The following is a 25,962-nucleotide window of genomic DNA, read 5'->3' on the forward strand; positions in this document are numbered from 1 at the left end:
TCAAAAATGGGAGTGGCATAAAAATATGGCTTATGAATTCCGTCTTCCTGATATTGGCGAAGGCTTACACGAAGCAGAGATTTTGACATGGTTTAAGGCGGCCGGTGACTATGTAAGGGAAAATGAGAACATCGTAGAGGTGCAAACCGATAAGGCTGTGGTGGAAATTTCGTCACCAGTCGGAGGAGTAGTACAATCCTTCGGCGCGGAAGTCGGCGAGGTTGTTAAGGTCGGCGAAGTTTTATTCACAGTTCTTGAGGACGTAAAGGCGGGAGCGGGAGTGCTGGTGTCAGCTGGTAAAACGTCCGGACAACATGAATCCATCCAACAAGGCTCAAACGGGATCAATACATTACAACGAGAATCCACACAATTTGAACACACGAAACAAGTCTCCACACAAACCAATTCATTTAATCAACATAATTTACAGCAAAATTCAGTAGGCATTTTACCAAAAAAACGCGTTATTGCGGCACCGTCTGTCAGAAAGCTGGCAAGGGAACTTGGTATCGATATTACCGAGGTTGTGCCAACAGGAAAAGGCGGAAAGGTGACGGAAGAGGACGTCAGGAACTTCAAGACGCTTGCAGAGAAGGAGGCAGCGGCGGCTGTTGTGACTTTCGAATTGCAGGATGCTCCAGCGGTATCCGCCCAGCCTATGGAATCTCTATCAGAACGTGAAATAGCAGTTGGGCCTGAAGAGGAAGTAAGGGAGCCAATCCGGGGCTTAAGGAAGAAAATCTACCAAAACATGAAACTATCAAAATTCACAGCCATCCATTGCAGCGGGATGGACGAGGTCGTTGTCACCAAGCTTGTCGAATTAAAGAAACAGCTGGAGCCGCATGCTGAAAGGGCCGGAGTGAAGCTTACATATCTTCCGTTTTTCGTGAAGGCCGCAGCCAAGGCACTAAGCCGGTATCCTATCTTTAACGCAACGGTAGACGATGAGAAGCTGGAAATTATCTATAAGAAAAACATTCATATTGGGGTTGCCGTGGCCACGGATGACGGCTTGCTCGTCCCGGTCATCAAACATGCTGGCCAAAAGACGATTTTGGAAATAGCAGCGGAGCTTCAAGACCTATCAAAGCGGGCGAGAGAAAGAAAATTAAAACCGCATGAGCTTTCGGGCAGTACATTTACCATTTCGAGTACAGGCGGAAATGGCGGCTGGTTTGCCACTCCAATCATCAACTATCCAGAAGTCGCCATATTGGGTGTCCACAGCATCAAGAAAAAACCAATCGTCCTGGACGACCAAATCGTCATCGGTCAAGTCATGGGGATGTCCATCACCTTCGACCACCGCGTCATCGACGGGGCCCCTGCCAACGCCTTCATGGAAGAAATCGGCACCCTAATCGGAAACCCGGAACTATTCATCCTGGAAGGGCGATAATTTGATTGGGTGAATTAATATGGAGTCAGGCACCGAGCGCGGACATTTGTCCGACGTGGGTGGATAGTTTGTGAATTTGTGAATTTATGAGTTTGTGAGGGGGGCTAGGTTGTGTGGCTGTATGATGAGTTGCTAAGGATTGTTGGGGATGATGAGCGGGTTAGTGTGAATGGGGCGGTGTTGGAGCAGCATAGCAAGGGGATTTCGTATCACTCGCCGCGGATGCCTGATGTGGTGGTTTTCCCGGTTTCTAAGGAAGAGGTCAGCCGTATCATGCGGTTTGCAAATGAAAATAAGGTTGCGGTTGTTCCGTTTGGGGCGGGATCGAGCCTTGAGGGGCATATCATCCCTTTAAACGGCGGCATTAGTCTTGATTTTACGTTGATGAATGAAATTATCTCCGTTCGCCCTGATGATTTTATTGTCACGGTTCAGCCGGGGGTTACGAGAAATCAGCTAAACCAAGCGTTGAAAAAGTATGGACTCTTCTTTCCGGTCGATCCGGGGGCAGATGCGACGATAGGCGGCATGACGGCTACCAACGCGAGCGGGACGAATACAGTTAAGTATGGAGTCATGCGGGACCAGGTTCTCGGACTGGAGCTAGTCCTGGCAGACGGTTCCTCCATTCGCACTGGAGGATATTCGTATAAATCATCAGCAGGATACAACTTAACCGGTTTATTTGTCGGCTCGGAAGGAACACTGGGAGTATTTACAGAGATTATCCTGAAGCTGCAAGGCATCCCTGAGACCACCATTGATATCAAAGCAACATTCCCATCGATTGAAGCAGCGGGAATAGCGGCCACTGTACTTCTAAAAGCCGGCCTGCCGATTGGGAAGATTGAACTCGTTGATCAAAAAACAATCCAAGCCGTTAATGCCTTTAAAAACACATCATATCGGGAGGAACCGACGCTGTTTATGGAATTTAGCGGCAGTGAACCGGAAGTCACCAACAGCCTCGAAATCGTCCAAGAAATTATCAAGGATGAGCAATGTGTCACCTTTGAATTTGAAAATGATTCCATTAAAAGAGCACAGCTCTGGGAGGCGCGCCACCAGGCTGCTCTGGCCATCATCGCCGCGAATCCTGGTAAGGGGCATATGGTAACGGATGTATGCGTACCGTTATCAGAGCTTTCCGATGCCTTACAATATACTAGAAAAATTGTTGACCAGTATGGAATTGATGCTGTCATTTTCGGCCATGTTGGCGATGGGAATTACCATGCCGTTTTTTCGGTGGATACAAAGGATGAAGAGCACATGAAGCAGGTCGAGGAGGTTCATACGCAAATCGTTCAGTATGCCCTGTCCAAAGGGGGGACCTGTACAGGTGAGCACGGAATTGGCCTCGGCAAGAAGAAATTCCTTCAAGCGGAACATGGGGACACTCTTTTCATTATGAAGGGAATAAAAACAATGGTTGACCCTAACAATATCTTAAATCCAGGGAAGATTTTCGACGATGTTCCTTTGTCAGCTCCATTTGAACTTAAATAAAATAAGTATTGACAAATAAAAATTTTTATGTTATAATTAAATATTATGCAATTGACATGTATTGATAGATGGCTTACTATTAACTCCTAGCGAATTTTTTTGCTGGGGGTTTTTTCTTTTTTTTAAAAGAAAGGGGAATTGATTTGGAAAAAACAAAGGAAAGTTTGACCGCGTTAGTAAGCTGTTTTGCCAGAGGCTATCATGCAGCTGCATCAAGCCAGCCAATTTTTCAAGACAATATGGCCAATGCCCTTTTGCTTGAGGAGGAAAAGCAATTGATTGGCGCCAATTGGGCCAACGCCATTGCCTTCTTTGATCCAGGTACAAAATTGACTGCCTTTGAGGAAAAATTAGCCTGGGTCATGAATAATCAGACGGTTCCGCAATTGGTCAGCAGGGCAAGATATGCAGAGGATGCGCTAATGGCAGCGATTGAACGTGGTGTTCGGCAATATGTGATTTTAGGTGCCGGATTTGATACCTTTTCATTAAGGCAGTTGGATTTACCCCAAGATTTCACCATCTATGAAGTCGACCATCCCGCAACCCAAGCCTTTAAACAAAATCGGCTTCAAGAACTAGACATTGACTTGCCAGCCAACGTAAAATTTGTCCCCGTAGATTTTAAACACAATTCACTTCAAAACGAACTCAAAAAATACGGCTATGATCCGCAAAAATTAAGCTTTTTTAGTTTGCTTGGTGTGGTGATGTACCTCGAGAAAAAAGACTTTTTTCAACTTTTGTCGACCATTTCAGGAATGTCTGTAAATGGAACTTCTTTCGTATTCGATTACCTAGATGCTGCTGCGTTTGATGACCAGTTTGCCTCCAAAAGACTGATTCAGATGCGGCAAATTACCGCACAAACGGGAGAACCGATGAAAACAGGCTTTGATCCGTTGGAACTGGACCTCGAACTGCAGAATTGTAACATGCTCGTGTATGAAAACCTAGCCCCAGCTAATATCGAAGAATTATATTTTTCCAACAGAGAAGATGGCCTCCACGCCTTTGACCATTTTCACTTCGCGCATTTGGCGGTGCATAAATAACTGGCTGCAAATTAATATTTCCGGAATGCCTGCATACATTTTTATTGATACCAATTATTAGCTGTAGGAGGCATTCATGGACATTATTGTTAGGCGAGGGGACTCTTTATGGTACTACAGCCAATTGTTTCATCTAGATTTACAGCTTATCTTGGATTCAAATCGGGGGATTGATCCCAATAATGTTTCTGTCGGGCAGCATATTAGGATACCCGGTTTTGTCGCACAGGACTACCAGGTCCAGCAGGGTGATTCCTTATGGGCAATTGGCCGCCAACGGAATCTGGATATGGATGCATTATTACTTGTAAATCAACATATTAACCCGAACCAGCTGTATATTGGGCAAATGATAAAAGTGCCGCTGAGAATTACTTGGAGATTGGTTCAAGGAAAGCAAAACTACGATTTCAGTCGAACGATGAAGGATATCAGGCGATTGCAGAGCGTATATCCATTTATGGAGGTAAACGCAATCGGGAAATCGGTTCTCGGCAACGAGTTGTCTGAACTGCGGATGGGTAAGGGTTCAAAGAGAATTCATTATAATGCATCCTTCCATGCCAATGAGTGGATCACGACGGCGGTGTTAATGACATTTCTAAACGATTACCTGTTGTCGCTGACTAATCAAAATCCGATCCGCGGCCTTGAGATGTCCAGATTGTATCAGCAAACCGCTTTATCGGTGGTGCCTATGGTCAATCCGGATGGGGTTAATCTCGTTTTGCATGGACCGCCTGAAAATCCTGAGTGGAAAAATAGAGTTGTTGAATTCAACAAAGGAAGCACGGATTTTTCCGGCTGGAAAGCGAATATCCGGGGCGTCGATTTGAATGATCAGTTCCCGGCGCGCTGGGAGCTGGAGCGGGCGCGGAATCCAAAAGAGCCGGGCCCGCGCGATTATGGCGGCGAGAAGCCGTTATCAGAACCGGAAGCTATCGCAATGGCAGACTTAACCCGGAACCGCGATTATGCCAGAGTCTTTGCCTTCCATACCCAGGGCGAGGAAATCTATTGGGGCTTTGAGAACATGGAACCACCGGTATCCGAGAGGATGGTCAATGAGTTAAGCAGGGTAAGCGGGTATAAACCTGTTAAAACCCTCGAGAGCTATGCTGGCTACAAAGACTGGTTCATTCAGGATTGGCAGCGGCCAGGCTTCACGGTCGAACTTGGCCACGGGGTGAACCCGCTGCCCCTTTCGCAATTTGATGAAATTTATGAGAAGGCTTTGGGGATCTTTTTGGCGGGGTTGTATCTTTGAGTTGTAAGGCAGCCGCTTGGCGGGAGTAGCTGCCTTTTTTTTATTAAAAGATAGACGGAAGGGATATAGAGTAAAGTAAGAAATGTCTAATTGAGGGCTTCTAAAGGACAAAACGCTGGGGGGAGCAGGAATGAAATGTCTAATAGAATGGTTCTAAAAGACAAAACGGCAGAGGAGCAGGAATGAAATGTCTAATAGAAGGGTTCTAAAAGACAAAACGGCAGAGGAGCAGGAATGAAATGTCTAATAGAAGGGTTCTAAAAGACAAAACGCTAGGGGAGTAGGAATGAAATGTCTAATAGAAGAGTTCTAAAAGACAAAACGGCAGAGGAGCAGGAATGAAATGTCTAATAGAAGGGTTCTAAAAGACAAAACGGCAGAGGAGCAGGAATGAAATGTCTAATAGGAGCCCTCAAAAAGACAAAACGCTAGGGAGCAGGAATGAAATGTCTAATAGGAGCCCTCAAAAAGACAAAACAGCTGAGGAGGGAGGGGGAAATGTCTAATAGGAGCCCTCAAAAAGACAAAACGGCTGGGGAAAGAAGAGGAAATGTCTAATAGAAGGTGTTTATTAACGAAATCCCCTAAAACAGGGTATTTATGACTTATCCAAGTCTATTAAAAATGCCTATTTATTAAAAAAACAAAATTAAAATCGTCTCTAACGTTGTTTTTGTACAAAATAGACCCATCTTCTGTCCCCAACCATTTCAAAACTTTTCATCAGAATCCTGAAGATCCTCTTCTTATCCACACCCCCGCCACACCACTCAAACACCAAATTAGTAGTAATCTTGAAATCCGGAAACAGCAGCCGCAGTTCCTCCACATGCCGCAGCACCGCCGACTCAACTTTTTCCTCATGCCCACAATCACCGCAAATACACCGCTGACCCACAACTGAAACCTCGAAAGATAAGCACTTCGCGCAAGTAAGGCCTTTCCGCATCTTGCCATACTCATAGGCAGGCAATTTGGTATACGGATTCTCCGCCAGATGAAGAGCTAATAATTTCTCTACGAGTTTCCGATGTTTGCTATTAAGCGCCGCAGGAGCAGCCTCTAATTTCCGCATATAATTATTAAGTTGAGTTGGAAAAATGATTGGTACCTTTAGAGGAGCTTGGTAAAGGGTGAATTCGGGGTTCACGTGGACAACTTTCCCTATAACAGTGAATTTAAAGCCAAGCTTTTCCAGCAATTGGCGAAACATAGACTCGCAATTTTCCAATTGGACTAAGGGGTCTTTGCGTTCCTTTCCATTAGAATCATAGAACTTACTATCTTGATAAAAAAAATCTCCTGTAAAATTTTTAACTTCATTCAACGAGATAATATCTTGAAAAATAATCAACGAATCGATTTGGAACGTAGTGCCATTTAATTCAAACAGTAAATCGTTTAACACAAAGCAGTTGCATTGAAGCTTGTCTGTTAAAGACTGAAAAAACAGCTCACCTTCGAAGCCGCTTTTTAATTTTTGATAATTCCACCTATCATCTGAAAGCAACTCCATCCGTGTGTTTAAAGAGCGGTAAATCTTAAATCTCTTCGATTCAGCGAGTGGTTTTATATTCACATCCGACCACATCCTTTTCTAAAATAAACTCCAAGTCCATTTTAAACGGAATCGCCGACCCCGCCGCTCCAAAAAATGAATATTTTGTTAACATTCAAAAATTATTGACAATTTTGACGAAACGATGTTATTATTTTCCTCCACGACTCCAAAAAAGGGAGGGAATCATAGTTGATTGAACTTAAAGGCATTAGCAAATCCTACAAAGTAGCCAAGCGGACCACTGGTCTAAAGCAGGCAGCCAAGGCCCTGTTCGTAAGGGAACATTCCACCGTCGAGGCACTCAAAGATGTCTCATTTTCCATTAGCCAGGGAGAAATCGTCGGCTACATTGGTCCAAACGGGGCAGGCAAGTCGACTACCATCAAAATCATGAGCGGGATTCTCGTCCCTGACTCAGGCCAATGCTCAATAATGGGCTTTACCCCTTGGAAGGACCGGGTTGAGTATGTAAAAAATATCGGCGTCGTCTTTGGACAGCGTTCGCAGCTGTGGTGGGATGTGCCGGTGATCGATTCATTTGAACTTCTTAAAGATATTTACAAGATTCCACAGCAAGACTATCAATCTACCATTGAACTCCTCATTGAAACTCTCGAACTGCAAGAGATCATGAATTCTCCTGTCAGACAACTAAGTTTAGGGCAGCGGATGCGCTGTGAAATCGCAGCATCCCTGATTCACAGTCCCAACATCCTTTTTCTCGACGAGCCGACGATCGGGTTGGATGCGGTCTCCAAAATAGCTGTCCGTCAATTTATTAAAACTATTAATAAAGAAAAAGGCGTGACTGTCATCCTAACGACCCATGATATGAATGATTTCGAAGCGCTGGCCGAAAGGGTGATTTTAATCGGGAAAGGAAGTTTATTATACGATGGCCAGTTAGAAACCCTAAAAAAGAGATTCGCAACGCAAAAAAACATTACAGTGGATTATCACAAAAATCAAAACCCGATTCAAATCAAAGGAACACAGACTCTTTCTTGGACACCCGAACGGGCAACCTTAAGCTTGGATGCGTCAAAAATAAGCACCTCAGAAGTGATTGCCGAACTTTCCAAAAAGGTAGATCTAAAGGATGTGGCGATAGAGGCACAGCCAATCGAAGATATCATCGTTCAGCTTTATAAGGAGTATCAAATATGAGAGTGTATCTAGCGGTGTTGAAGCTCCGTCTCTTAATGGGCATGCAGTATCGGGCGGCCGCGCTCGCCGGGGTGGCGACGCAGTTTTTCTGGGGCATGATTACCATCATGGTGTTTGAGGCTTTCTATGAATCGGCTCTCACGGCGCCTCCCATCTCTTTAACACAAATCATCACGTACATATGGCTGCAGCAAGCGTTTCTTGTTTTTGTGACCATCTGGTTCCGCGACGCCGAACTGTTTGAACTAATTACAAGCGGGAACATTGCCTATGAGCTTTGCCGGCCATGCGAATTATATGGATTTTGGTATGCCAAGCTGCTTGCCCAGCGGCTATCAAGCGCCATCCTGCGCTGCTTCCCAATATTAATCGTCGCCTTTTTCTTGCCAAGTCCTTATAGGATGACTCTGCCGCCAAGCTTCACCGCATTTATCTTATTCTTAGGTTCTTTAATACTGGGCCTATTACTGTTAGTAGCGGTCTCAATGTTCATGTATATATCCGTTTTTATCACAAAGTCACCGACCGGTTCGCTGCTATTATTCAGTGTGCTCGGTGAATTTTTCGCCGGGTTAATTATCCCCATACCATTGATGCCCGAGTGGCTGCAAAATATTGCCTACATCCTGCCGTTTCGCTGGACCGCCGATTTTCCATTCAGGGTCTACTCGGGGCACATTCCGCAGCATGAAGCGCTCATCGGAATCGTCATTCAGCTAGTTTATCTTCTCGTACTAGTTTGGTCGGGCAGGCTAGCGTTAAACAGAGTCCTAAATCAAGTAGTTGTCCAAGGCGGGTGAAAATAGGTGGGGTTATATTTTAAGTATTTAAAAATTCTTTTTAAATCACAGATGCAATATCGGGCTTCGTTTTGGCTGTTAGCAATAGGCCAGTTCTTTATTCCATTTTCCATTTTTGCAGGGCTTTACTTATTATTTGAACGCTTCGGGCAAATAAAAGGCTGGCAATTTTTCGAGGTTGCGCTTTGCTTTGCGGTAATTCACATGGCATTCAGTATAAGCGAGTGTTTTGCCCGGGGGTTTGATACGTTTTCGGGGCTGGTGGTCAGAGGGGAGTTTGACCGCCTGCTGGTGAGGCCGCGGAGCACGTTCCTTCAGGTCCTTGGGTCAAAATTTGAATTCACGAAATTCGGTCGGCTGCTGCAAAGTCTAATTGTCTTGGCTTGGACCCTAGACAATCTCACTATCGGATGGACTGCGGCAAAAATCATTACCCTATTCCTGATGATTACCAGCGGCGTTCTCATTTTCACAGGCATCTACATTCTTCAGGCGACGCTGTGCTTTTGGACGGTACAAGATTTGGAGGTGGCTAATATTTTTACCGACGGCGGCCGGGAGATGGCACAGTACCCGCTAAATATTTATCAAAAATGGGTGACCCGCTTTTTTACGTATGTCATCCCTTTTGGGACGGTTAACTATTTGCCGCTTATGTACCTTCTTGGAAAAACAACGGGCAGCGCCATTTACTTTATGCTGCTCCCTGTACTGGGCAGCCTGTTTATCCTGCCATGCCTGCTAATCTGGCAATTTGGTGTTAGGCGCTATCGATCAACAGGTTCGTAAACTGAGGAAAAATTCCTGGTCAACCCCCTGATTAGTTAATTAAACGTTTGAATAGTATAGTACCGTTTTTAATTAAACGATTGAATAGCATATCATAAAAAAAGGAGTACCCCATTAATACAGAAGTTTCCCCCATTACAAAATTTAATTAAACGTTTGAATAGTAAAGCACATTTGCCTAGCCGCTTTAATCAAACGTTTGAATAGTATAGTACAAACAGAAACGCCTGGATTTTTATCCAAGCGTTTCTATTTGCTATTAAATATTAAAGCTCTTCATATTTCGTCCGGTTTGGAATGTTTTGTTCTCCTGCTATGTTTTGCATAAATTTAAGTCTCGGAACAAACCGGTGCACAACTAGAGCAGATATGATACTAAGGATAGCAGCGACCAAAACATCCCCTGGATAATGAACCCCTACCCATATCCGCGAAAACCCTACAAGCACAGCCAACAGGATCCACAAGAAACTCCAGCCTCTCCTGAAAAGCCAGAACGTTACGCATAGGGAGAAAAATATCATCGTATGGTCGCTGGGAAAGGAATTGTCGACTGCTTTCTCGATAAGTTTATTGACGTTGGACAGTTCAGCGAAGGGTTGATTATTGGAGTGGAGCATTCCTGCTAGTTTTCCTAGACCTTCTGCCATTAACAAGGTGAATACCGAGCAAATGACCATCACTTTATTTTTTCGACCGCCTGTAAACAAATACAACACTAAAGCCACTATTAACACATACAGAGTGTATTCAGCGATAGCCATAATGGGAGGATTCAAAAAGTCGTATTGTTTCCCCAAATTATTAATCATTCGAAACACATTAATATTAATTTCCATAATAGACATGCTAAATTATAACCTCCGAATCTACCAGATAAAGGGATTATACTATAAAGTTAGTGAAAATGTTACCGTTAATAATGCCAAACGGGTTAAAAAATATAGGTAAATATTCCTTCACCTTTTGATACCAAAATGATATCATAATGATATAGATGGAAAATTTTTTCAAAAGGGGAGTGGTTGGGATGAAAGAGAAAGATATGTACAGAATTAATGGATTTTTGGGGATATTATTGTTTCTGTTAGTCGGGGCGGCAGCAGTATATTCCTTCAGGCAATTTACCTTGACGGAAAGTCCCGTATCTTTTATTCTCGCGGTGATTAGTGCGGTGGTGTTGTTTCTCCTGCTTTCCGGGTTCACTGTCATTCAACCGAATCAAGCAAAGGTATTTACTTTATTTGGCCGCTACCTTGGGGTGATCAAACATGAAGGGTTTTGGTTGACGCTTCCTTTAACGATAAGAAAAACAGTATCCCTGAGGGTAATAAACTTTAATAGTGATAAATTAAAGGTAAATGATTTGGAAGGAAACCCGATTGAAATCGCTGCGGTAGTTGTATATAAGGTGTTTGATTCTGCCAAAGCCGTTTTTGATGTTGAAAACTACAAAACGTTTGTGCATACGCAAAGTGAAACAGGCCTGCGCCATATTGCCAGCCAGTACCCATATGATAATGTCAACAATGATTATGAAGTATCGTTAAGGCAGCACTCGGATGAGGTTGGTGACGAGTTGACAAAGGACCTGCAGAAACGCTTGGAATTGGCCGGAGTGGAGATTATTGAAGCAAGGATCATGCATCTGGCGTATTCGAGTGAAATTGCCCATGCGATGCTGCAAAGACAGCAGGCCAAAGCGGTCCTCGCAGCGCGCAAGGTCATTGTGGAAGGTGCCGTATCCATGGTCAAATCGGCAATTGATCAATTAAAGGATGAAGGAATTGTCGAATTGGATGAGGAAAAGAAAGCGCAAATGGTGAATAATTTAATGGTTGCCATCGTTTCTGATAAAGGCAGTCAGCCCGTAATTAATACAGGATCGATTTATTAAGGTAGTGATAATGTGGCCGATAAGAAGCGTTTTCTACTACGCGTTGATCAGAAAATATATGATGCCTTGGAGAAATGGGCAGATGATGAATTCCGCAGTGTGAATGCCCAGATTGAGCTGATTATAAAAAAAGCATTAAAGGATGCCGGAAGATTAAAAAACTCAAAGACGTCCAGAGAAAAAGAAGAAGATTAAAACCGGAGGCAAACCGCCTCCGGTTTTTTAACAGCAGAGTGTCTGAGATTGACACTGTACGATTTTATAATTATTGACTAGCCAAATTTCCGCAAGTTTGACAGCCTTCCAAAAACCTTCCAGATAAATTTGAAACCGAATTCAGGCTGTGCTATAGTAAAAGCATATTAATTGACCGTAGAACGAAATTAGTCAATGAGAAGGATGTGCGCTATGGCACCTGATCGCAGAAGAATGATTGTGGAGGCAGCAACTAGGTCTTTTTCCTTGTTTGGCTATAAAGCAACGACGATGGACCAAGTTGCCAAGCTTGCAAACGTCGGAAAGGGAACCATTTATACATTTTTTAAAAATAAAGAGGAGTTATTTGAAGAAATTATTTCTTCTTTGGTGAAGGAAATGATTGCGGAGGCGGATTCTGTCATTAACCCGGAATTGCCCTTTACGGAAAATGTCCATCGGGCCCTTTATCGTTTACTGGAATTCCGCTCTAGGCACCAATTAATGATTAAATTGGTACAAGAAGAGGCGGAAATGGGAACTTTAGCAGTTTCGGAAATGCTCCAGCATGTGGAGGACGAAATTATCGGTTATTTAAAGGAAAAAATCGAAACGGCTATTGCTAAGGGAGCAATCCCAGCGGTGAACCCGGAAATAACTAGCTTTCTTTTGCTAAAAATGTATATCGCATTGGTTTCGGATTGGGAAAAAAATCATGACCCGTTAAGCTCTGAGCAAATTGCGGAAATTATGAAGGTGTTTTTGTTAAAGGGGCTGCCAAGAGGAAAGTAACGCGATAAAGCACTGGGGGACAGGCCCCAGTGCTCCAGTGCTTTTAGTTTGGGTTATTTTTTGCTTAGGTTTTGCTGAGCCATTTTGACGAGTTCACGGACCATGCTGCCGCCAAGCCGGCCGCCAACCTTGCCGGCTTGTTCCGAGGTCAGCTTGCCGTTATAGCCTTTTGATAAGGGTACGCCCACTTCTTCTGCAGCCTCAAATTTGGCATCCTCAGGACGCTGTGCCTGCACGACCTTAGCCTTTAACTGATCTAACCCGCTTCTCGCCTCTGGGACCAGAATTTTGTTTCTTCTCGCCATACAAATCCCTCCTTTACGAATAGAATTTCCAGAACGGAAAAATTCATCAAAAACACCGGCAAGGACTGGATAAAACCGTTTCTTTCCAGTATAATAACCAATAATTAAGCGAATAAATTCGGTGAAAAAGAGAGTAGTTATCTCGTAAGTCCAAGCGAGTCAGGGGCGGTGGAAGCCTGATACGGAGCAGATAATGAAACGCACTTTGGAGAAGCGCCCTTGAAAATAGTAGGGGGTGCCGGAGAATCCTCCGTTAACAAAGATCAAAGCCGGTTCAGTATGAACAATTAGAGTGGTACCGCGGGAATTTCAAACTCTCGTCTCTTTAAATAGAGACGGGAGTTTTTTGCATTTATAGAAAAATGAAGGAGGTCATAGGAAATGAATTTTAAGAAAGGGCTTGCAGAAGTCTTACATCAAGCATTAGAAGGCGAATTAGCCTCCCAGAATATCGAGCAGTTAATTGAAAAACCAAAAAATCAGGACCATGGGGATTTAGCTTTCCCGTGTTTTTCACTCGCGAAACTGAAACGTAAGGCGCCAAATTTAATTGCCCAAGAGTTAAGTGAAAAAATCCAGTCTCCCACTTTTGAAAAAGTAGAAGTGGTCGGAGCCTATCTTAACGTGTTTTTAAATAAAAGGCTTGTCTCCGAACAAATCATTAACAACATTATGACTGAAAAAAGCCAGTATGGTGCCCATGTTTTTGGCCAGGGTGGCAATGTTACCATTGACATGTCATCTCCTAATATCGCAAAACCATTTTCCATGGGACATCTGCGTTCTACTGTTATTGGAAATGCGCTTGCCTTAATTGTTGAAAAGTGCGGCTACAAGCTAATCAAAATCAACCACCTAGGCGACTGGGGCACCCAGTTCGGAAAGCTGATTTCTGCCTATAAACGCTGGGGAGATGAGGAAAAGGTCAAGGCAAATCCAATCAAGGAACTGCTCGCCCTGTATATTAAATTCCATGCAGAGGCGGAAACGAATCCGGCTCTTGAAGACGAAGGACGCGGCTGGTTTAAAAAGCTTGAAGATGGCGACCAAGAAGCGCACTCCTTATGGCAATGGTTCCGTGATGAGTCCCTAAAGGAGTTCTCAAGAATTTATCAGCTTATGAACGTGGAATTTGACTCCTATGCCGGGGAGGCTTTTTACAATGATAAAATGGACCGTGTTGTCCAGCTTCTCGAGGAAAAACAGCTGCTCGTGGAATCTGACCAGGCCCAAGTTGTCGAATTGACCGAAGAGGAGCTTCCGCCATGCCTCATTAAAAAATCGGATGGAGCGACGCTGTATGCCACTCGTGATTTAGCGGCTGCTATCTACCGGAAAGAAAATTACGACTTCGCACAATCCTTATATGTCGTCGGCCATGAGCAAAGCCTTCATTTTAAACAACTGATTGCGGTATTGAATAAAGCTGGCTTCGAGTGGGCCGATAAAATGGTCCATATTCCATTTGGGATGATGCTAAAAGACGGCAAGAAAATGTCAACCCGTAAAGGCAAGGTTGTCCTCCTGGAGGAAGTTTTGAACGAATCAATCGCGATGGCCCGGCATAATATTGAGGAAAAAAATCCAAATCTGGCAGACAAAGATGGTGTGGCCAAACAGGTCGGTGTCGGTGCAGTTATTTTTCACGACCTAAAAAACAACCGGATGAATGATATTGAATTCTCCTTAGAGGAAATGCTTCGTTTTGAAGGGGAAACCGGCCCTTATGTTCAATATACATTTGCGAGAGCCAGCTCAATATTACGCAAAGCTGGATGGAAGGCGGAATCGGCACCGGCGTCCGTATACCAGACTACATGGGAAAACGAGTGGAAGGTAATCAGCATGTTAATGGAATTCTCCAACGCCATTAAGCGCGCGTGCGAAAATTATGATCCATCCCAAGTCGCAAAATACATTGTTGACCTTGCTCAAGTCTTCAATAAATACTATGCGGAAGTTAAAGTACTCGAGCAGAGCGAGGAGCAAAATGCACGCCTGGCACTTGTTTATTCTGTAACAGTCGTTCTTAAAGAAGGTTTGCGTCTCTTAGGGATTGAGGCGCCTGAAGAAATGTAAAGCATTTCACTTAACCATTGGTTAAAAATGGGATACAATAAAAGTTAGATTAATGATTGGAGGGCTAAGGGATGAGTGAGGTATTATTAAAAAGTTTTGCAACAGCGAGGAATTACCTGCTAAAAAATGTTGAGGTGCTGGATCAAAACATTGTAGATATCCAGCCGGAAGGATTCAATAATACAATCCACTGGCATGTGGGCCATGTGTTAACTGTTGCCGAACAATTTATGTTTGGCTTTCCGAAAAAGTCAGCTAATTTACCAGCCAATTATTTAGAACTATTTGGCAACGGTACAAAACCGGCTGATTGGAATGGTGAAGTCCCATCTGTCCAGGAATTGACGGTTCAGTTAAAGGAACAATTTGAACGAATTCAAGGAATTCCGGTTGAAAGTTTCGCAGAGAAACTTAAAACACCATTTCTTGGTCAAGAAACGTACGGCGAATTGACGAGCTTTGCCATCTTCCATGAGTCCATGCATTTAGGGCAAATTTCAGCGATGAAACGAGTTGTCCAAGCGGCTGCTCAAGTGAAATAAATAAAAAGTGAAATTTCGTTTCTGCTCTAGTAGAAACGATTTTTCGTTATAATAGGGAAACATAGAAAAAAGAGAGGACGTCTAACAATCTTTATGGATAATCAGCAGGAAAGACTGAAAGAAAGAATTTGGACAAAGGATTTTGTCCTTATCATATTCGCAAACTTTTTTATCTTCCTTGGATTTCAAATGACCTTGCCAACGATTCCGCTCTTTGTTGAGAAACTAGGCGGCAATGACCAGTTAATTGGTTTCGTCATTGGTATTTTTACCTTTTCTGCACTGCTTCTCCGCCCTTTTGCGGGGCAAGCACTGGAAACAAAGGGGAGAGGCTTCGTATACTTATTGGGGTTGGCCGTTTTTGTCCTATCAGTGGGATCCTTTGGCTTCCTGACAAGCATTGCCTTCTTATTTGTGATGCGTGTTGTCCAAGGGGTGGGCTGGGGCCTTTCTACCACCGCATCGGGAACCATCGCCACCGATTTAATTCCGGCATCCCGGCGCGGGGAGGGGATGGGCTATTATGGGCTGTCGGGGAATCTGGCCCTTGCCTTTGGTCCGGCGCTAGGTTTGGTTTTAGCCGGGGTATTGAAGTTTGAAACATTTTTTCTAATTTGTTCGGGTTTAGGGCTGATTGCCTTATTATTGTCATCAAGAATAACCTATAAAAAGGTGGAGCCGAGACAGGAAAAGCCAAAGGGGAGACTTAATTTTTACGAAAAGAGCGCTCTAAAGCCATCGATGCTGATGTTCTTTTTAACCGTTACCTTTGGTGGTATTGCGTCATTCCTCCCCCTTTATACGGCCCAAAAACAGATTGAAGGAATTGAATGGTATTTTCTGATTTATGCCATTGCCTTAATGATTACGAGAACCTTTGCAGGACAGTTATACGATCGGAAGGGGCATCAGGCAGTCTTTATTCCCGGGACGTTGTTAATTTTAGCGGCGATGCTATTGTTATCATGGCTTCCCAACAGCACTATTCTATTTCTTGCAGCGGGCCTGTATGGCCTTGGCTTTGGCACGGTTCAGCCTGCCCTGCAGGCGTGGTCCATTGAAAAGACCCCCATTAACCGCAGAGGGATGGCCAATGCCACCTTTTTCTCCTTTTTTGATTTGGGAATCGGTATAGGGGCAATGGTGTTTGGACAAATCGGCCATCTATTGGGCTATAGCAGCATTTATAAAGCAGCGGCATTCTCTGTATTCGTTTCAATGCTTTTGTATGCCTTTTTCATATATAAGGAAAAAATGAATAAGGAAAAACCGAATCGAAGATTTGCTTAGGCAAGTCTTCTTTATTTTTTGTATAATAAACATAAATACAAAGTCCGGGAGCGATTACGATGAGTTTAGGCTTTGCTGTCTATCAGTCCCCAGTTGGAATATTGCGGATTATTGCAGACGAAACGGGTTTGAAAAGAATTGAATTGTTTGAAGAGGACTGGGTTAAGTTTTTGGAAGAAAATCCTGATTTAAAAGAGGATACAGCCATTTGCCAGGAAGCGGTCCGGCAATTGGATGAATATTTTTGCGGCCAGCGCCGTGATTTTGACTTACCGATTTCCGTCGAGGGGACCGAATTTCGCAGGAAGGTTTGGGATGCGCTGCTTAGGATTCCTTATGGCGAAGTTCGCAGTTATGCGGATGTCGCGGAAACGATTGGAAATCCGAAAGCGGTCAGGGCCGTCGGACAAGCCAACCGGGCGAACCAGCTGCCGATTATTATCCCGTGTCATCGGGTAATTGGAAAAAGCGGAAGCCTAACCGGCTATGCCGGCAGTAATACCCCGATTAAACAGCAGCTGCTTGAACTTGAAGGCCGCAAAATGAAAGAAGAAGCGCCGCATAAGGTGATGCTCTAGGTTTGGTTTGAAATGGTCGAAACTGCTAACCAATTTCATAAATAAATTGTGCTATAATGGCGGTATGAATTAAATAGCTGAAAAGTTTTCTAGGGTTCCGTGGTGCAAAATCCGCACCAGTCTGGTCCGAGAGAAAACGCACAGATATATCTGTGTACACGGAGGGATAAAAGCCTGGGAGATACTGATAAACAGTTATCTCCGGGCTTTTTTTGTTTGGTTCCGGTATTTGGGGAAGGAGTGAATAGAATGAATTTACAGTGGATGAAGGTGTTTTTTGCAGCATTTTTCGAAGTTTTTTGGGTGGTAGGATTAAAGCATGCTGATAATGTTTGGGAATGGGCCGGTACGGGTGTGTCTATAATTATCAGTTTCTATGCTTTAATCGCTGCGGGGAATAAACTCCCTGTAGGTACGGTATATGCAGTTTTTGTAGGATTAGGCACAGCCGGTACGGTTATTTCGGATATTCTCTTTTTTGGGGAACCGTTTGATATAGTAAAAATCCTTTTAATACTCGTGCTGCTGACAGGAGTGGTCGGCTTGAAATTAGTAACGACAGATTCTGCTGAGGAAGGGGCTGATTCCTAATGGCTTGGATTTCGCTAATGTTGGCTGGTTTTTTTGAGATGTTTGGTGTGGCGATGATTAACAAAGTGCATAGGGATCGAAACTGGCAATCCTTTATGTTATTAGTGATTGGCTTCGGCGGCAGTTTCTTATTTCTCGCTAATGCGATGAAAACATTGCCGATGGGCACTGCTTACGCCATTTGGACTGGAATAGGTGCATCAGGCGGGGCGTTATTAGGTATGTTATTTTATGGTGAATCGAGGGAATGGAAGAGACTTCTGTTTATAGCCATGGTTTTGAGTGCGGCGGTTGGGTTGAAGGTGGTTTCGTAGTTTGCCCTTTCATTTAATGAGGTTCACTTGATTTTTTTGACACATAAGAAGTCTTATCCTTGATGGAGTAACTAGTGATCATAAAATAAGCGAACATTTTTCCGCTAATAGGAGAATAGGGCTCATTCCGGCGTAAATAAGGGAAGGTTTTCCGCTTAAACAAAGCAAAATCCCCAATTCTGGAGTTTTTTTAGTCAATAGGGGAAATTTCTCCGCCTATTTTAGTTATTCTTAATCTTATTTGCTAATTAAGGGAAATTTCTCCCCTTATTTATCATACTCTGTCTAATGAACTTGTACAAATTACGGTTGCTTTAGTCAGATAAAGAAAATTTTAAGAAAGGCTTAGAGATATTTTCATCTCAAAGCCTTATGGACTGTGCAATATACTGTAATTTGTGTTGTGAAAGGTTATGTGATTTGCTATGTGGTTAGGGTTGTGATTTACCGTTTTGCACCTCACAAGAAAACCACTGACAAGTCTAGTCAGTGGTTTTCTTCGTCTTTTTAATTAAAAAGTAAATGACTCCTAATACGATAGCTGCAATCAGGAGCGGCATGACGTATGGCTGCGCCGCTTCTTTAATATGCGACCAGTTTGCACCTAATGTCTTGCCTAACACAAGAAACAATATGGTCCACGGGATAATCGCTGCCACGGTATAAAGAGTGAACTTTAGCGCAGACATTTTCGCAATTCCCGCAGGAATGGAAATCGCGTGGCGGACGACAGGGATGAATCTGGCTGTAAAAATGACGCCTACTCCATATTTCTCAAACCAGTGTTCCGCCACATCAATATGCTTCTTTTTAATTAGGACATACTTTCCGTATTTCTCCAAAAATGGACGTCCGCCATAATAGCCCGCCCAATACAAAAACAACTGGGCAAGTGTTCCGCCGATGGTCCCGGCAATGACAGCTCCAACAAAATTAATTTTCCCCAGCGAAATCATGTAGCCGCCATATCCTAAAACAAGCTCGCTTGGGATGATCTCTATCATTAAACCTAATGCAATCCCGAAATAGCCTAACCGTGATAAAAAGTCTAATACTGAAAAAATAAAATCTTCCATAGCACACCTACACTTATGTAAATAATAATCACTCTAATCAGTTTATAATAGTTTGTCTCATAAAGAAATATATATGGTCTTTTTCATCGAGACATTCCATTCAAAAAGAAAAAGCAGCATAACAGCCGCTGCCTCATAAACAATCAGGAACTTAATGATTTTTCTGTAGAAAACATATAGTTTCGATGATGATAGCGGATGCTGTAGACAAGACCCATCGCAAACATATTCCCCATCAGCGAACTGCCGCCGTAGCTGATAAAGGGCAGGGGAATTCCGGTAATCGGAAGCACTTGAATCGTCATGCCGACATTTTGGAACACATGAAAGGTAATCATGCAGATAATGCCCGTGCAAACATATGTATTGAACGGTTCATTCGTATCCAGCGCCGTTTTAATTAAATGGTAAATTAGCAAAAAGTACAGTCCGATGACAACGCTGCCGCCGACAAAGCCGTATTCCTCGCCAATCACACTAAAAATAAAATCGGTATGGGCTTCGGGGACATAAACCACCCCATTGCTGAAGCCTTTGCCAGATATAAGACCTGACCCAATTGCTTTTAATGACTGCAGCAGATGAAAGCTTGATCCGGATGAATGATTAGCCGGGTCAAGCCAAGAATATATTCGATTGAATTGATAGGTTTCCACATGGAGATATTTTTCAAGAATTTCCGGTTTATTTAACACAAGATAAAAGATTAGGGCAACAAACGAAGCGCCAACACTGCAAATGGGCAAGATGATTTTCCACGAAATGCCGGAAACAAGGATAACACCGGTCAAAATCGCCATGATGACCAGGGCTGTCCCTAAGTCTTCCACTACGACTAAGCCAAGCGGCACCACGGTAATAAGCCCAAGCTTAAGCAACAACAGCAGGTCGGTCGTCAGCGTTTTTTCAATATACTTTTCATGATGAGCGGCCACTGCCCGGCTTAAGGCCAAGATTAAAAAGATTTTGACGAACTCTGAGGGCTGGATGGTCCCAATACCTTTAATCACAAACCAGTTTTTTGAGCCGTTCCTTTCTGGTGCAATACTTGGCGGGGCAACCGCTAACAGGATTAGCAGGAAAATCCCAAAGCCATATAGAACCCAGGCCAGTTTGCGGTACTGATAGCTGTCGAAAAGAATGGATCCCAAAACAATGGCAGCGCCGACTACATACCAAAAGACCTGCATAATCAGGAAATTCCGTTCCCCGTATTGACCGGTCGATTGGGCACTGTAAATTGCTAGGCAGCTGATAAGAAAGAAAAGAAATAATAATAATGTTAATGTCCAATCAAAACGGTCCGCTTTTTTTATTTCTGTATCCATAGACCACACCTTATTTTTAAGCAATTAGTTAAGCTAATCAGAATTTATGTTCATAAATTCTGAACGCATAAATTCAACTACGCCTCTGTCTTCGTCCTATCGGACTCGCCAATCGGCGAGTTTCCATTTATATCAGACTAACAAAGAAATGGTAAGCCTACAACAACATAGGGAAAATCTGTCATACTATTTAACGATTTTAACGAAGGAAAAGTTTCAGTCTCACATTAAATAATGAAGAAACATCGTCGCAATTCCGAAATAAGTGAGTAAGGAAAAAATATCATTTAAGGTGGTAATCAGCGGCCCTGAGGCCACTGCAGGGTCAATCTTTATACGGTAAAGAATAATCGGAATGATGGTCCCGGCAAGCGTTCCGATGATTAGAGTGAAAAATAGTGAGCTGCCGACTACAAATCCTAACGTCAGGTTTCCCTGCCAAATATACGCAATGATCGATATTAATATCGCACACGTTGCGCCGATGGAAATTCCCACTCCGAGTTCTCTCATAATTAAACGAAAGATGACTTTTTTATCAATATCGTGGGAGATTAGACCTCTGACAACGACAGCAAGCGATTGCGTTCCGGTGTTACCGGTCATTCCGGCAATCATTGGCATGAAAAAGGTAAGGGCGACCACCTGCTTCAACGTGTCTTCAAAGCTTGAAATTATTCGTCCTGAAATAAGCCCGATGAACAGAAGCAGGATAAGCCAAGGAAGCCTTCGCGCTGCGGCAACGAGCGTTTTTGTATCAAAATCAATCGCTTTACCTGAAGCAGACAGCTTCTCGATATCCTCATTTGCTTCTTTAATCACGACATCGATGACGTCATCAACCGTAATAATCCCGAGCAGCACATGATCCTCATCGACAACCGGTACAGAGATAAAGTCGTAGCGTTCAACGGTCTTGGCGACATCTTCTTGGTCTGTTGTGACGGTAACAGAAATAACCCGTTCAAACATAATGTTGTCAATCCTGTCGCCTTCACCAGCCAGCAGTAAATCGCGGTAGGATACAACTCCCACCAGCTTGCTATCTTCGTCAATGACATATAAATAATTCAGCGTTTCGGCAAACTCAGCAAACGATTTAAGCTTATCAACCGCTTCCCTGACGGTATAATAGTTGCGAATCCAAACAAACCTGTTCGTCATAATTCTTCCTGCTGTTTCAGGAGGATAACTCATAATATCCTTGACGGCATTAGATTCCTTTGTATCCATTTCCGAAAGGAGGGAATCTATTTTTTCAGGAGACAATTCATGCAGAAGCGTGGCCAAATCATCATTGTCCATTAAATCCAGGACCTTGCTGGATTTCTCAATCCCCAGCATATTCAACAATTCAAGCTGCTCGGACTTTTCCAGCTCTTCCATCAGGTCGGCAAGAAGATCATATTTTAAATAAAGTAGAAACCGGCTTTTTTGCTTTTCTGGCAACTCTTTGTAAATCGCCGCGACATCGTAGGGCTGAAGTTCATCCAGAGCATCTTCAAATTCGGCCTTTTTATTTTCAGTTAATGTGTTGATAATATATAAACTTATTTCCTCATGAGTCATATCTTTAACCAAGGTTTATCACTCCTTTCCTAGACCAAATCGTTATAAATTAAATAAGGCTGGAGTACATAGAATAGTCAATATGGTTAATCCATAGTATACGTCATTATGGGTATTACCTTTAGGTTAAATCATTAATCGAATATTATTATTTGTAAAAGAAATGAAATAAGCTATTTTTCCTATTTTTTGATAAAATGAGGAGGTATTGTCTATAAGCATTTGGAAGTTTCATGGAAACTGGAACTGATAAAATATAAAACGTGTTTGAACGGAGGAGTTTGGCGTTGAAAAAGCATCATCATCAAGACATACGGGACCTTATTTATTTACATTTAAATCAATCAGACCAGTATGTTTTATCCTATGGGATTGAATTCGCCGAATTTGCGGCAGCTTTTTCCGGGTCTTTAAATCACCTGCTGTTACTTAAGCACCGCTATGATGATGCTGATTTTAACATGCACACCCTGCTCGAGTACTGTCCGGAAGAAGGAATAAACAAATTGGCTGCGGATGATGTTTACGGTTACGGAGATTTCTGCTGGATTGATTTTCTGGAAGAAGATGTTTTAAATGAACTTTCTGGGCAGGAAATGGCGGAATTATTATACTTAGGCCACCATAAACAACACTTGAAAACCCCGTTCTATAATAAATTGGGCAACCGTTTCGTTTATTTAGCTCATGATGACGGCTGGTTTAATAAAACATATTACCGCAGCTTCAAGGATTTTTTCCATTTACTAAGTGAAGTGGTTTCCGATAAGCTGGGGGAAATAAAACCGGAAAAATCGCTGCTTGGACTTCGTAAAAAACGGACATACACTCCGGTAAATAAGGAAATCCTGCTGTCCTTGACGCCGTTCATCAAGGAAGGGATTTGCATTTCGTTTAGGGATGCGGACGCTCAGCGGACCCGAATTGAAATTCCAATTTGGGTGATTGGCGACTATGCCAATATGGATGATATGTATGAGGAATATCAATATATAAGAACAAAGCCTTATCATGCAAAAATTATTTTTGACAAAAAGACAAAAGAATGGAAACTTAACGTTGTTTAAGGCTGACCTAAAAGTCAGCCTTATTTTGTCGTGGAAAAATCAAGAGGAAACAAACAAACTATGGGCTTCATAATATAAATTTGAAAAACAAGTAAACTTAGGTATATCGAATTTCCTTTCTGATTAAAGAAAGTGATAAAATAGACTGTGAATGAAAAGATGGAGGTTTCAACATGAAAACAAAATTAGGATTGCTTTACGGAGGAAAATCCGCAGAGCATCAGGTGTCATTACAAACGGCTCTTGCTGTCATGAAAGCATTAGATCTTGAAAAATTTGAAATTCATCCAATTTATATAAATGTTGAAGGCCGCTGGATTAAAGGTCCGCAGCTAAAAGAACCGGCTGAAACAGTAAAGGAACTGGCATATTCCGCTGACAGTCAAGTGCCGGCCGCTTTATCGCCTGCTCTATTCCAATCAGAGAACCAAGAGAACGCTGCACTTGATGTCATTTTTCCGCTTTTGCATGGACCGAATGGGGAAGATGGAACCGTTCAAGGGTTATTGGAACTCCTAAACCTGCCGTATGTCGGGAACGGTGTTTTGGCTTCAGCGGCGGGGATGGATAAAGTCGTCATGAAAAATATATTTGCACAAGCAGGTCTTGGGCAGGTAAACTATGTTTCTTTTATAAAGAATGAATGGCAGGGCGCCAAAGAAGAAGCTTACGAACAGGTAGAGAAGGAGCTTGGCTATCCATGCTTCGTAAAGCCTGCCAATCTTGGCTCAAGCGTCGGAATCAGCAAATGCCGCAACCGGGCTGAGCTGGATACTGCATTTTCAGAGGCTTTCCAATTTGACCGAAAAGTCATTATTGAAGAGGGTGTCACTGCCCGCGAAATCGAGATTGCTGTTCTTGGCAATGATGCACCAGAATGCTCCGTTGCCGGAGAAATTGTCCCGAAAAAGGACTTTTATGACTATAAGGCGAAATACGAAGATGGGGAAACGGCGTTGATTATTCCTGCGGAGATACCTGAGGATGTATACGCAGTAATGAAGGACATGGCAATTCGTGCCTTTAAATCGCTTGACTGTTCGGGATTAGTCCGGGCTGATTTCTTTTTAACACAAGATGGCAAGGTGTTAATTAATGAGGTGAACACGATGCCAGGCTTCACACCATTTAGCATGTTCCCGCTGCTCTGGAAGCACACTGGAGTAGAATATCCGCAACTAATTGAGCGGCTTGTGGACCTAGCCAAAGAAAGACACGCCGAAAAGCAACAGATTAAATATACTTTTTAACAACAAAAGCGCAGCTTAGGATAAAAAACAACATTTGACACGGCTGTTTTTGCCGTGTCCATTTTTATAAATAAGACATAAGAGGAGGAGTTAATCATGATTAAACGATCATTAAAGCAGATTGCCGAAATGGTCTCTGCACAAAATGATATCACGTCATATCTTGACATCGTTATTGCAGGTGTAACGATTGATTCCAGAAAAATTGAACCGGGCAACTTATTTGTTCCATTTAAAGGTGAGAAGGTAGACGGACATAAATATGTGGAAGAAGCCATCAAGAAAGGGGCCGGCGCGGCGCTCTGGCAAAAGGATGTTCCGAATCCGCCCAAAGGGCTGCCACTTTTGATTGTTGATGACTGCCTCGCAGCCCTGCAGGAATTGGCGCGCAATTACCGGAAGGAATTGTCTGTTAAAGTAGTGGGAATTACCGGGAGCAATGGAAAAACAACAACAAAGGACATGACCGCAAGCTTATTGTCACTTAAGTATAAGGTCCAAAAAACCGAGGGTAATTACAACAATCATCTTGGCCTTCCTTTAACAGTGCTTGGCTTAAATGAAGATACGGAGATAGCTGTCCTAGAAATGGGCATGAGCGGCCGCGGCGAAATTGAATTCCTTACCAAACTGGCCTGTCCGGATGCCGTTGTCATTACAAACATCGGTGAATCCCACCTGCTTGATCTTGGCTCAAGAGAAGGGATTGCTGAAGCCAAACTTGAAATTCTTCAGGGACTTCGGAAAGGCGGACTGGCAGTACTTCATGGTGATGAGCCGCTGTTGATGGAGCGTATTCATCAATTTAAAGGAGATGTTCAAGTTCAAACCTTTGGCAGAAGCGATTCGAATGATTTATTTCCAACTGAAATTACCCAGCTTGAACAGGGGAATAGCTTCAAGATTAATGCTTCTGATAAAACCTTTGAACTGCCGGTTTTAGGGACACACAATATTTTGAATGCACTTGCGGCGATGCTGATTGCCCGATATTTTTCCGTTTCCTTTGAAGAAATAACTGAAGGATTAAAAACAACCAAACTGACGAATATGCGGATGGAGCTTGTGGAAGGGAAGCGTGGTGAGAAAATCATTAACGATGCTTATAATGCAAGCCCTACATCCATGATGGCGGCAATTGAATTAGTGTCAAACCTTCAGGGCTATGAGCGGAAAATCCTCGTTCTCGGCGACATGCTCGAGCTTGGGCCGCAGGAGGAACAGTATCATTTGCAAATAGGTGAAGGTTTAAATGCTGAGAAAATTGAGTTCCTGTTCACCTATGGACAACTTGGCAGCCATATCGCTGCGGGGGCAAGAAACGTATTGGGTGATGAAAGAGTTTTTGACTTTCTTGATAAAGAGGAATTAATTCAGTCGTTAAAAAAATATCTAAATGGGCAGACTCTCGTGCTTGTTAAAGCATCAAGAGGGATGAAATTGGAGGAAGTTGTCAAGGCACTGCAAAAATAAGGATTGGCCGAGCGGTTATTTGAGTCTCTTGCAGACCGGATGTTAATCCGCTTTTGGCCATGG

Annotated in this window: 25 protein-coding genes, 1 riboswitch and 1 other annotated feature; of the genes, 19 read left to right on the forward strand and 6 right to left on the reverse strand. The window is 43.1% G+C overall.

All coding sequences use genetic code 11. The features are described from left to right. Window positions 1–25: 25 nt before the first annotated feature. The 4 genes from V5M37_RS01110 (at window position 26) to V5M37_RS01125 (ending at window position 5,236) form a co-directional block, all read left to right on the forward strand. Window positions 26–1,405, forward strand: a complete 1,380-nt coding sequence (locus tag V5M37_RS01110) for a dihydrolipoamide acetyltransferase family protein (protein ID WP_423800378.1) — start codon at window positions 26–28, stop codon at window positions 1,403–1,405. 111 nt (window positions 1,406–1,516) lie between these two features. Continuing rightward, window positions 1,517–2,914: an FAD-binding oxidoreductase gene (locus V5M37_RS01115; protein ID WP_423800379.1), complete on the forward strand. Its 1,398-nt coding sequence runs from the start codon at window positions 1,517–1,519 to the stop codon at window positions 2,912–2,914. A gap of 143 nt (window positions 2,915–3,057) precedes the next feature. Further along, a complete protein-coding gene (locus V5M37_RS01120; RefSeq protein ID WP_423800380.1) occupies window positions 3,058–3,969 on the forward strand; it encodes a class I SAM-dependent methyltransferase in 912 nt (303 codons plus the stop codon). A gap of 76 nt (window positions 3,970–4,045) precedes the next feature. Further along, window positions 4,046–5,236: a M14 family metallopeptidase gene (locus V5M37_RS01125; RefSeq protein WP_423800381.1), complete on the forward strand. Its 1,191-nt coding sequence runs from the start codon at window positions 4,046–4,048 to the stop codon at window positions 5,234–5,236. A 661-nt stretch (window positions 5,237–5,897) separates the two neighbouring features. On the opposite strand, the gene V5M37_RS01130 is transcribed toward V5M37_RS01125, so the two are convergent. Beyond that, window positions 5,898–6,815 (reverse strand): nuclease-related domain-containing protein, encoded by a 918-nt coding sequence (locus V5M37_RS01130; RefSeq protein ID WP_423800382.1) that lies wholly within the window; start codon window positions 6,813–6,815, stop codon window positions 5,898–5,900. Between the two features lie 171 nt (window positions 6,816–6,986). Between V5M37_RS01130 and V5M37_RS01135 the strand changes: the two genes are divergently transcribed. The 3 genes from V5M37_RS01135 to V5M37_RS01145 are packed head-to-tail and all read left to right on the forward strand — an operon-like array spanning window position 6,987 to window position 9,553. After that, a complete protein-coding gene (locus V5M37_RS01135) occupies window positions 6,987–7,964 on the forward strand; it encodes an ABC transporter ATP-binding protein (protein WP_423800383.1) in 978 nt (325 codons plus the stop codon). Beyond that, window positions 7,961–8,764: an ABC transporter permease gene (locus tag V5M37_RS01140; RefSeq protein ID WP_423800384.1), complete on the forward strand. Its 804-nt coding sequence runs from the start codon at window positions 7,961–7,963 to the stop codon at window positions 8,762–8,764. The genes V5M37_RS01135 and V5M37_RS01140 overlap by 4 nt, the downstream gene beginning before the upstream one ends. Window positions 8,765–8,770: 6 nt before the next feature. Then, window positions 8,771–9,553, forward strand: coding sequence for an ABC transporter permease (locus V5M37_RS01145; protein WP_423800385.1), 783 nt, complete (start codon window positions 8,771–8,773; stop codon window positions 9,551–9,553). A gap of 266 nt (window positions 9,554–9,819) precedes the next feature. Here V5M37_RS01145 and V5M37_RS01150 read toward each other — a convergent pair whose 3' ends face one another. After that, entirely contained in the window at window positions 9,820–10,401 is a 582-nt protein-coding gene (locus V5M37_RS01150; RefSeq protein ID WP_423800386.1) for an undecaprenyl-diphosphatase, read from the reverse strand. Between the two features lie 182 nt (window positions 10,402–10,583). On the opposite strand from V5M37_RS01150, the gene V5M37_RS01155 reads away from it, so the two are divergent. The 3 genes from V5M37_RS01155 (at window position 10,584) to V5M37_RS01165 (ending at window position 12,437) form a co-directional block, all read left to right on the forward strand. Next, window positions 10,584–11,450: an SPFH domain-containing protein gene (locus V5M37_RS01155; protein WP_423800387.1), complete on the forward strand. Its 867-nt coding sequence runs from the start codon at window positions 10,584–10,586 to the stop codon at window positions 11,448–11,450. Between the two features lie 12 nt (window positions 11,451–11,462). Continuing rightward, the gene (locus V5M37_RS01160; protein WP_213148153.1) at window positions 11,463–11,645 is read left to right on the forward strand and encodes an Arc family DNA-binding protein; all 183 of its coding nucleotides are present in this window, start codon (window positions 11,463–11,465) and stop codon (window positions 11,643–11,645) included. 213 nt (window positions 11,646–11,858) lie between these two features. Further along, window positions 11,859–12,437, forward strand: a complete 579-nt coding sequence (locus tag V5M37_RS01165; RefSeq protein WP_423800388.1) for a TetR/AcrR family transcriptional regulator — start codon at window positions 11,859–11,861, stop codon at window positions 12,435–12,437. Window positions 12,438–12,490: 53 nt separating this feature from the next. Here the strand turns inward: V5M37_RS01165 and V5M37_RS01170 are convergent, their stop codons facing one another. Then, window positions 12,491–12,742, reverse strand: a complete 252-nt coding sequence (locus tag V5M37_RS01170) for an alpha/beta-type small acid-soluble spore protein (RefSeq protein ID WP_213148151.1) — start codon at window positions 12,740–12,742, stop codon at window positions 12,491–12,493. 112 nt (window positions 12,743–12,854) lie between these two features. Then, window positions 12,855–13,070: a binding site (T-box leader), on the forward strand. A 53-nt stretch (window positions 13,071–13,123) separates the two neighbouring features. Between V5M37_RS01170 and argS the strand changes: the two genes are divergently transcribed. The 6 genes from argS (at window position 13,124) to V5M37_RS01200 (ending at window position 18,136) form a co-directional block, all read left to right on the forward strand. Further along, a complete protein-coding gene (argS, locus tag V5M37_RS01175) occupies window positions 13,124–14,821 on the forward strand; it encodes an arginine--tRNA ligase (protein WP_423800389.1) in 1,698 nt (565 codons plus the stop codon). 71 nt (window positions 14,822–14,892) lie between these two features. Continuing rightward, window positions 14,893–15,363, forward strand: coding sequence for a DinB family protein (locus V5M37_RS01180; RefSeq protein WP_423800390.1), 471 nt, complete (start codon window positions 14,893–14,895; stop codon window positions 15,361–15,363). A gap of 93 nt (window positions 15,364–15,456) precedes the next feature. Then, window positions 15,457–16,653: an MFS transporter gene (locus V5M37_RS01185; RefSeq protein WP_423800391.1), complete on the forward strand. Its 1,197-nt coding sequence runs from the start codon at window positions 15,457–15,459 to the stop codon at window positions 16,651–16,653. Between the two features lie 59 nt (window positions 16,654–16,712). Further along, entirely contained in the window at window positions 16,713–17,231 is a 519-nt protein-coding gene (locus V5M37_RS01190; protein WP_423800392.1) for a methylated-DNA--[protein]-cysteine S-methyltransferase, read from the forward strand. A gap of 78 nt (window positions 17,232–17,309) precedes the next feature. Further along, a riboswitch (guanidine-I (ykkC/yxkD leader) is annotated at window positions 17,310–17,414 on the forward strand. Window positions 17,415–17,480: 66 nt separating this feature from the next. Next, entirely contained in the window at window positions 17,481–17,822 is a 342-nt protein-coding gene (locus V5M37_RS01195) for a DMT family transporter (RefSeq protein ID WP_423800393.1), read from the forward strand. After that, window positions 17,822–18,136: a DMT family transporter gene (locus V5M37_RS01200; RefSeq protein ID WP_423800394.1), complete on the forward strand. Its 315-nt coding sequence runs from the start codon at window positions 17,822–17,824 to the stop codon at window positions 18,134–18,136. Before V5M37_RS01195 ends, V5M37_RS01200 begins: the two co-directional genes overlap by 1 nt. A gap of 482 nt (window positions 18,137–18,618) precedes the next feature. On the opposite strand, the gene V5M37_RS01205 is transcribed toward V5M37_RS01200, so the two are convergent. The 3 genes from V5M37_RS01205 to mgtE all read right to left on the reverse strand — a co-directional run bounded on the left by V5M37_RS01205 (window position 18,619) and on the right by mgtE (window position 22,121). Beyond that, window positions 18,619–19,212, reverse strand: coding sequence for a DedA family protein (locus V5M37_RS01205; RefSeq protein ID WP_423800395.1), 594 nt, complete (start codon window positions 19,210–19,212; stop codon window positions 18,619–18,621). Window positions 19,213–19,355: 143 nt separating this feature from the next. Next, window positions 19,356–20,540 (reverse strand): FtsW/RodA/SpoVE family cell cycle protein, encoded by a 1,185-nt coding sequence (locus V5M37_RS01210; protein WP_423800396.1) that lies wholly within the window; start codon window positions 20,538–20,540, stop codon window positions 19,356–19,358. A gap of 222 nt (window positions 20,541–20,762) precedes the next feature. Then, complete coding sequence (gene mgtE / locus V5M37_RS01215; RefSeq protein WP_423800397.1) at window positions 20,763–22,121, reverse strand: magnesium transporter; 1,359 nt, start codon at window positions 22,119–22,121, stop codon at window positions 20,763–20,765. Between the two features lie 275 nt (window positions 22,122–22,396). On the opposite strand from mgtE, the gene V5M37_RS01220 reads away from it, so the two are divergent. The 3 genes from V5M37_RS01220 to V5M37_RS01230 all read left to right on the forward strand — a co-directional run bounded on the left by V5M37_RS01220 (window position 22,397) and on the right by V5M37_RS01230 (window position 25,899). Continuing rightward, window positions 22,397–23,176 carry a hypothetical protein gene (locus V5M37_RS01220; protein WP_213148141.1) on the forward strand — a complete coding sequence of 260 codons (780 nt, stop codon included), beginning with the start codon at window positions 22,397–22,399 and terminating at the stop codon, window positions 23,174–23,176. A gap of 173 nt (window positions 23,177–23,349) precedes the next feature. Beyond that, window positions 23,350–24,426 (forward strand): D-alanine--D-alanine ligase, encoded by a 1,077-nt coding sequence (locus tag V5M37_RS01225; RefSeq protein WP_423800398.1) that lies wholly within the window; start codon window positions 23,350–23,352, stop codon window positions 24,424–24,426. A 96-nt stretch (window positions 24,427–24,522) separates the two neighbouring features. Then, complete coding sequence (locus V5M37_RS01230) at window positions 24,523–25,899, forward strand: UDP-N-acetylmuramoyl-tripeptide--D-alanyl-D-alanine ligase (RefSeq protein ID WP_423800399.1); 1,377 nt, start codon at window positions 24,523–24,525, stop codon at window positions 25,897–25,899. The last annotated feature ends 63 nt before the right edge of the window (window positions 25,900–25,962 follow it).

This window comes from Neobacillus sp. SAB-20_R2A (assembly GCF_049568635.1).
Lineage (GTDB): Bacteria > Bacillota > Bacilli > Bacillales > Cytobacillaceae > Neobacillus > Neobacillus citreus.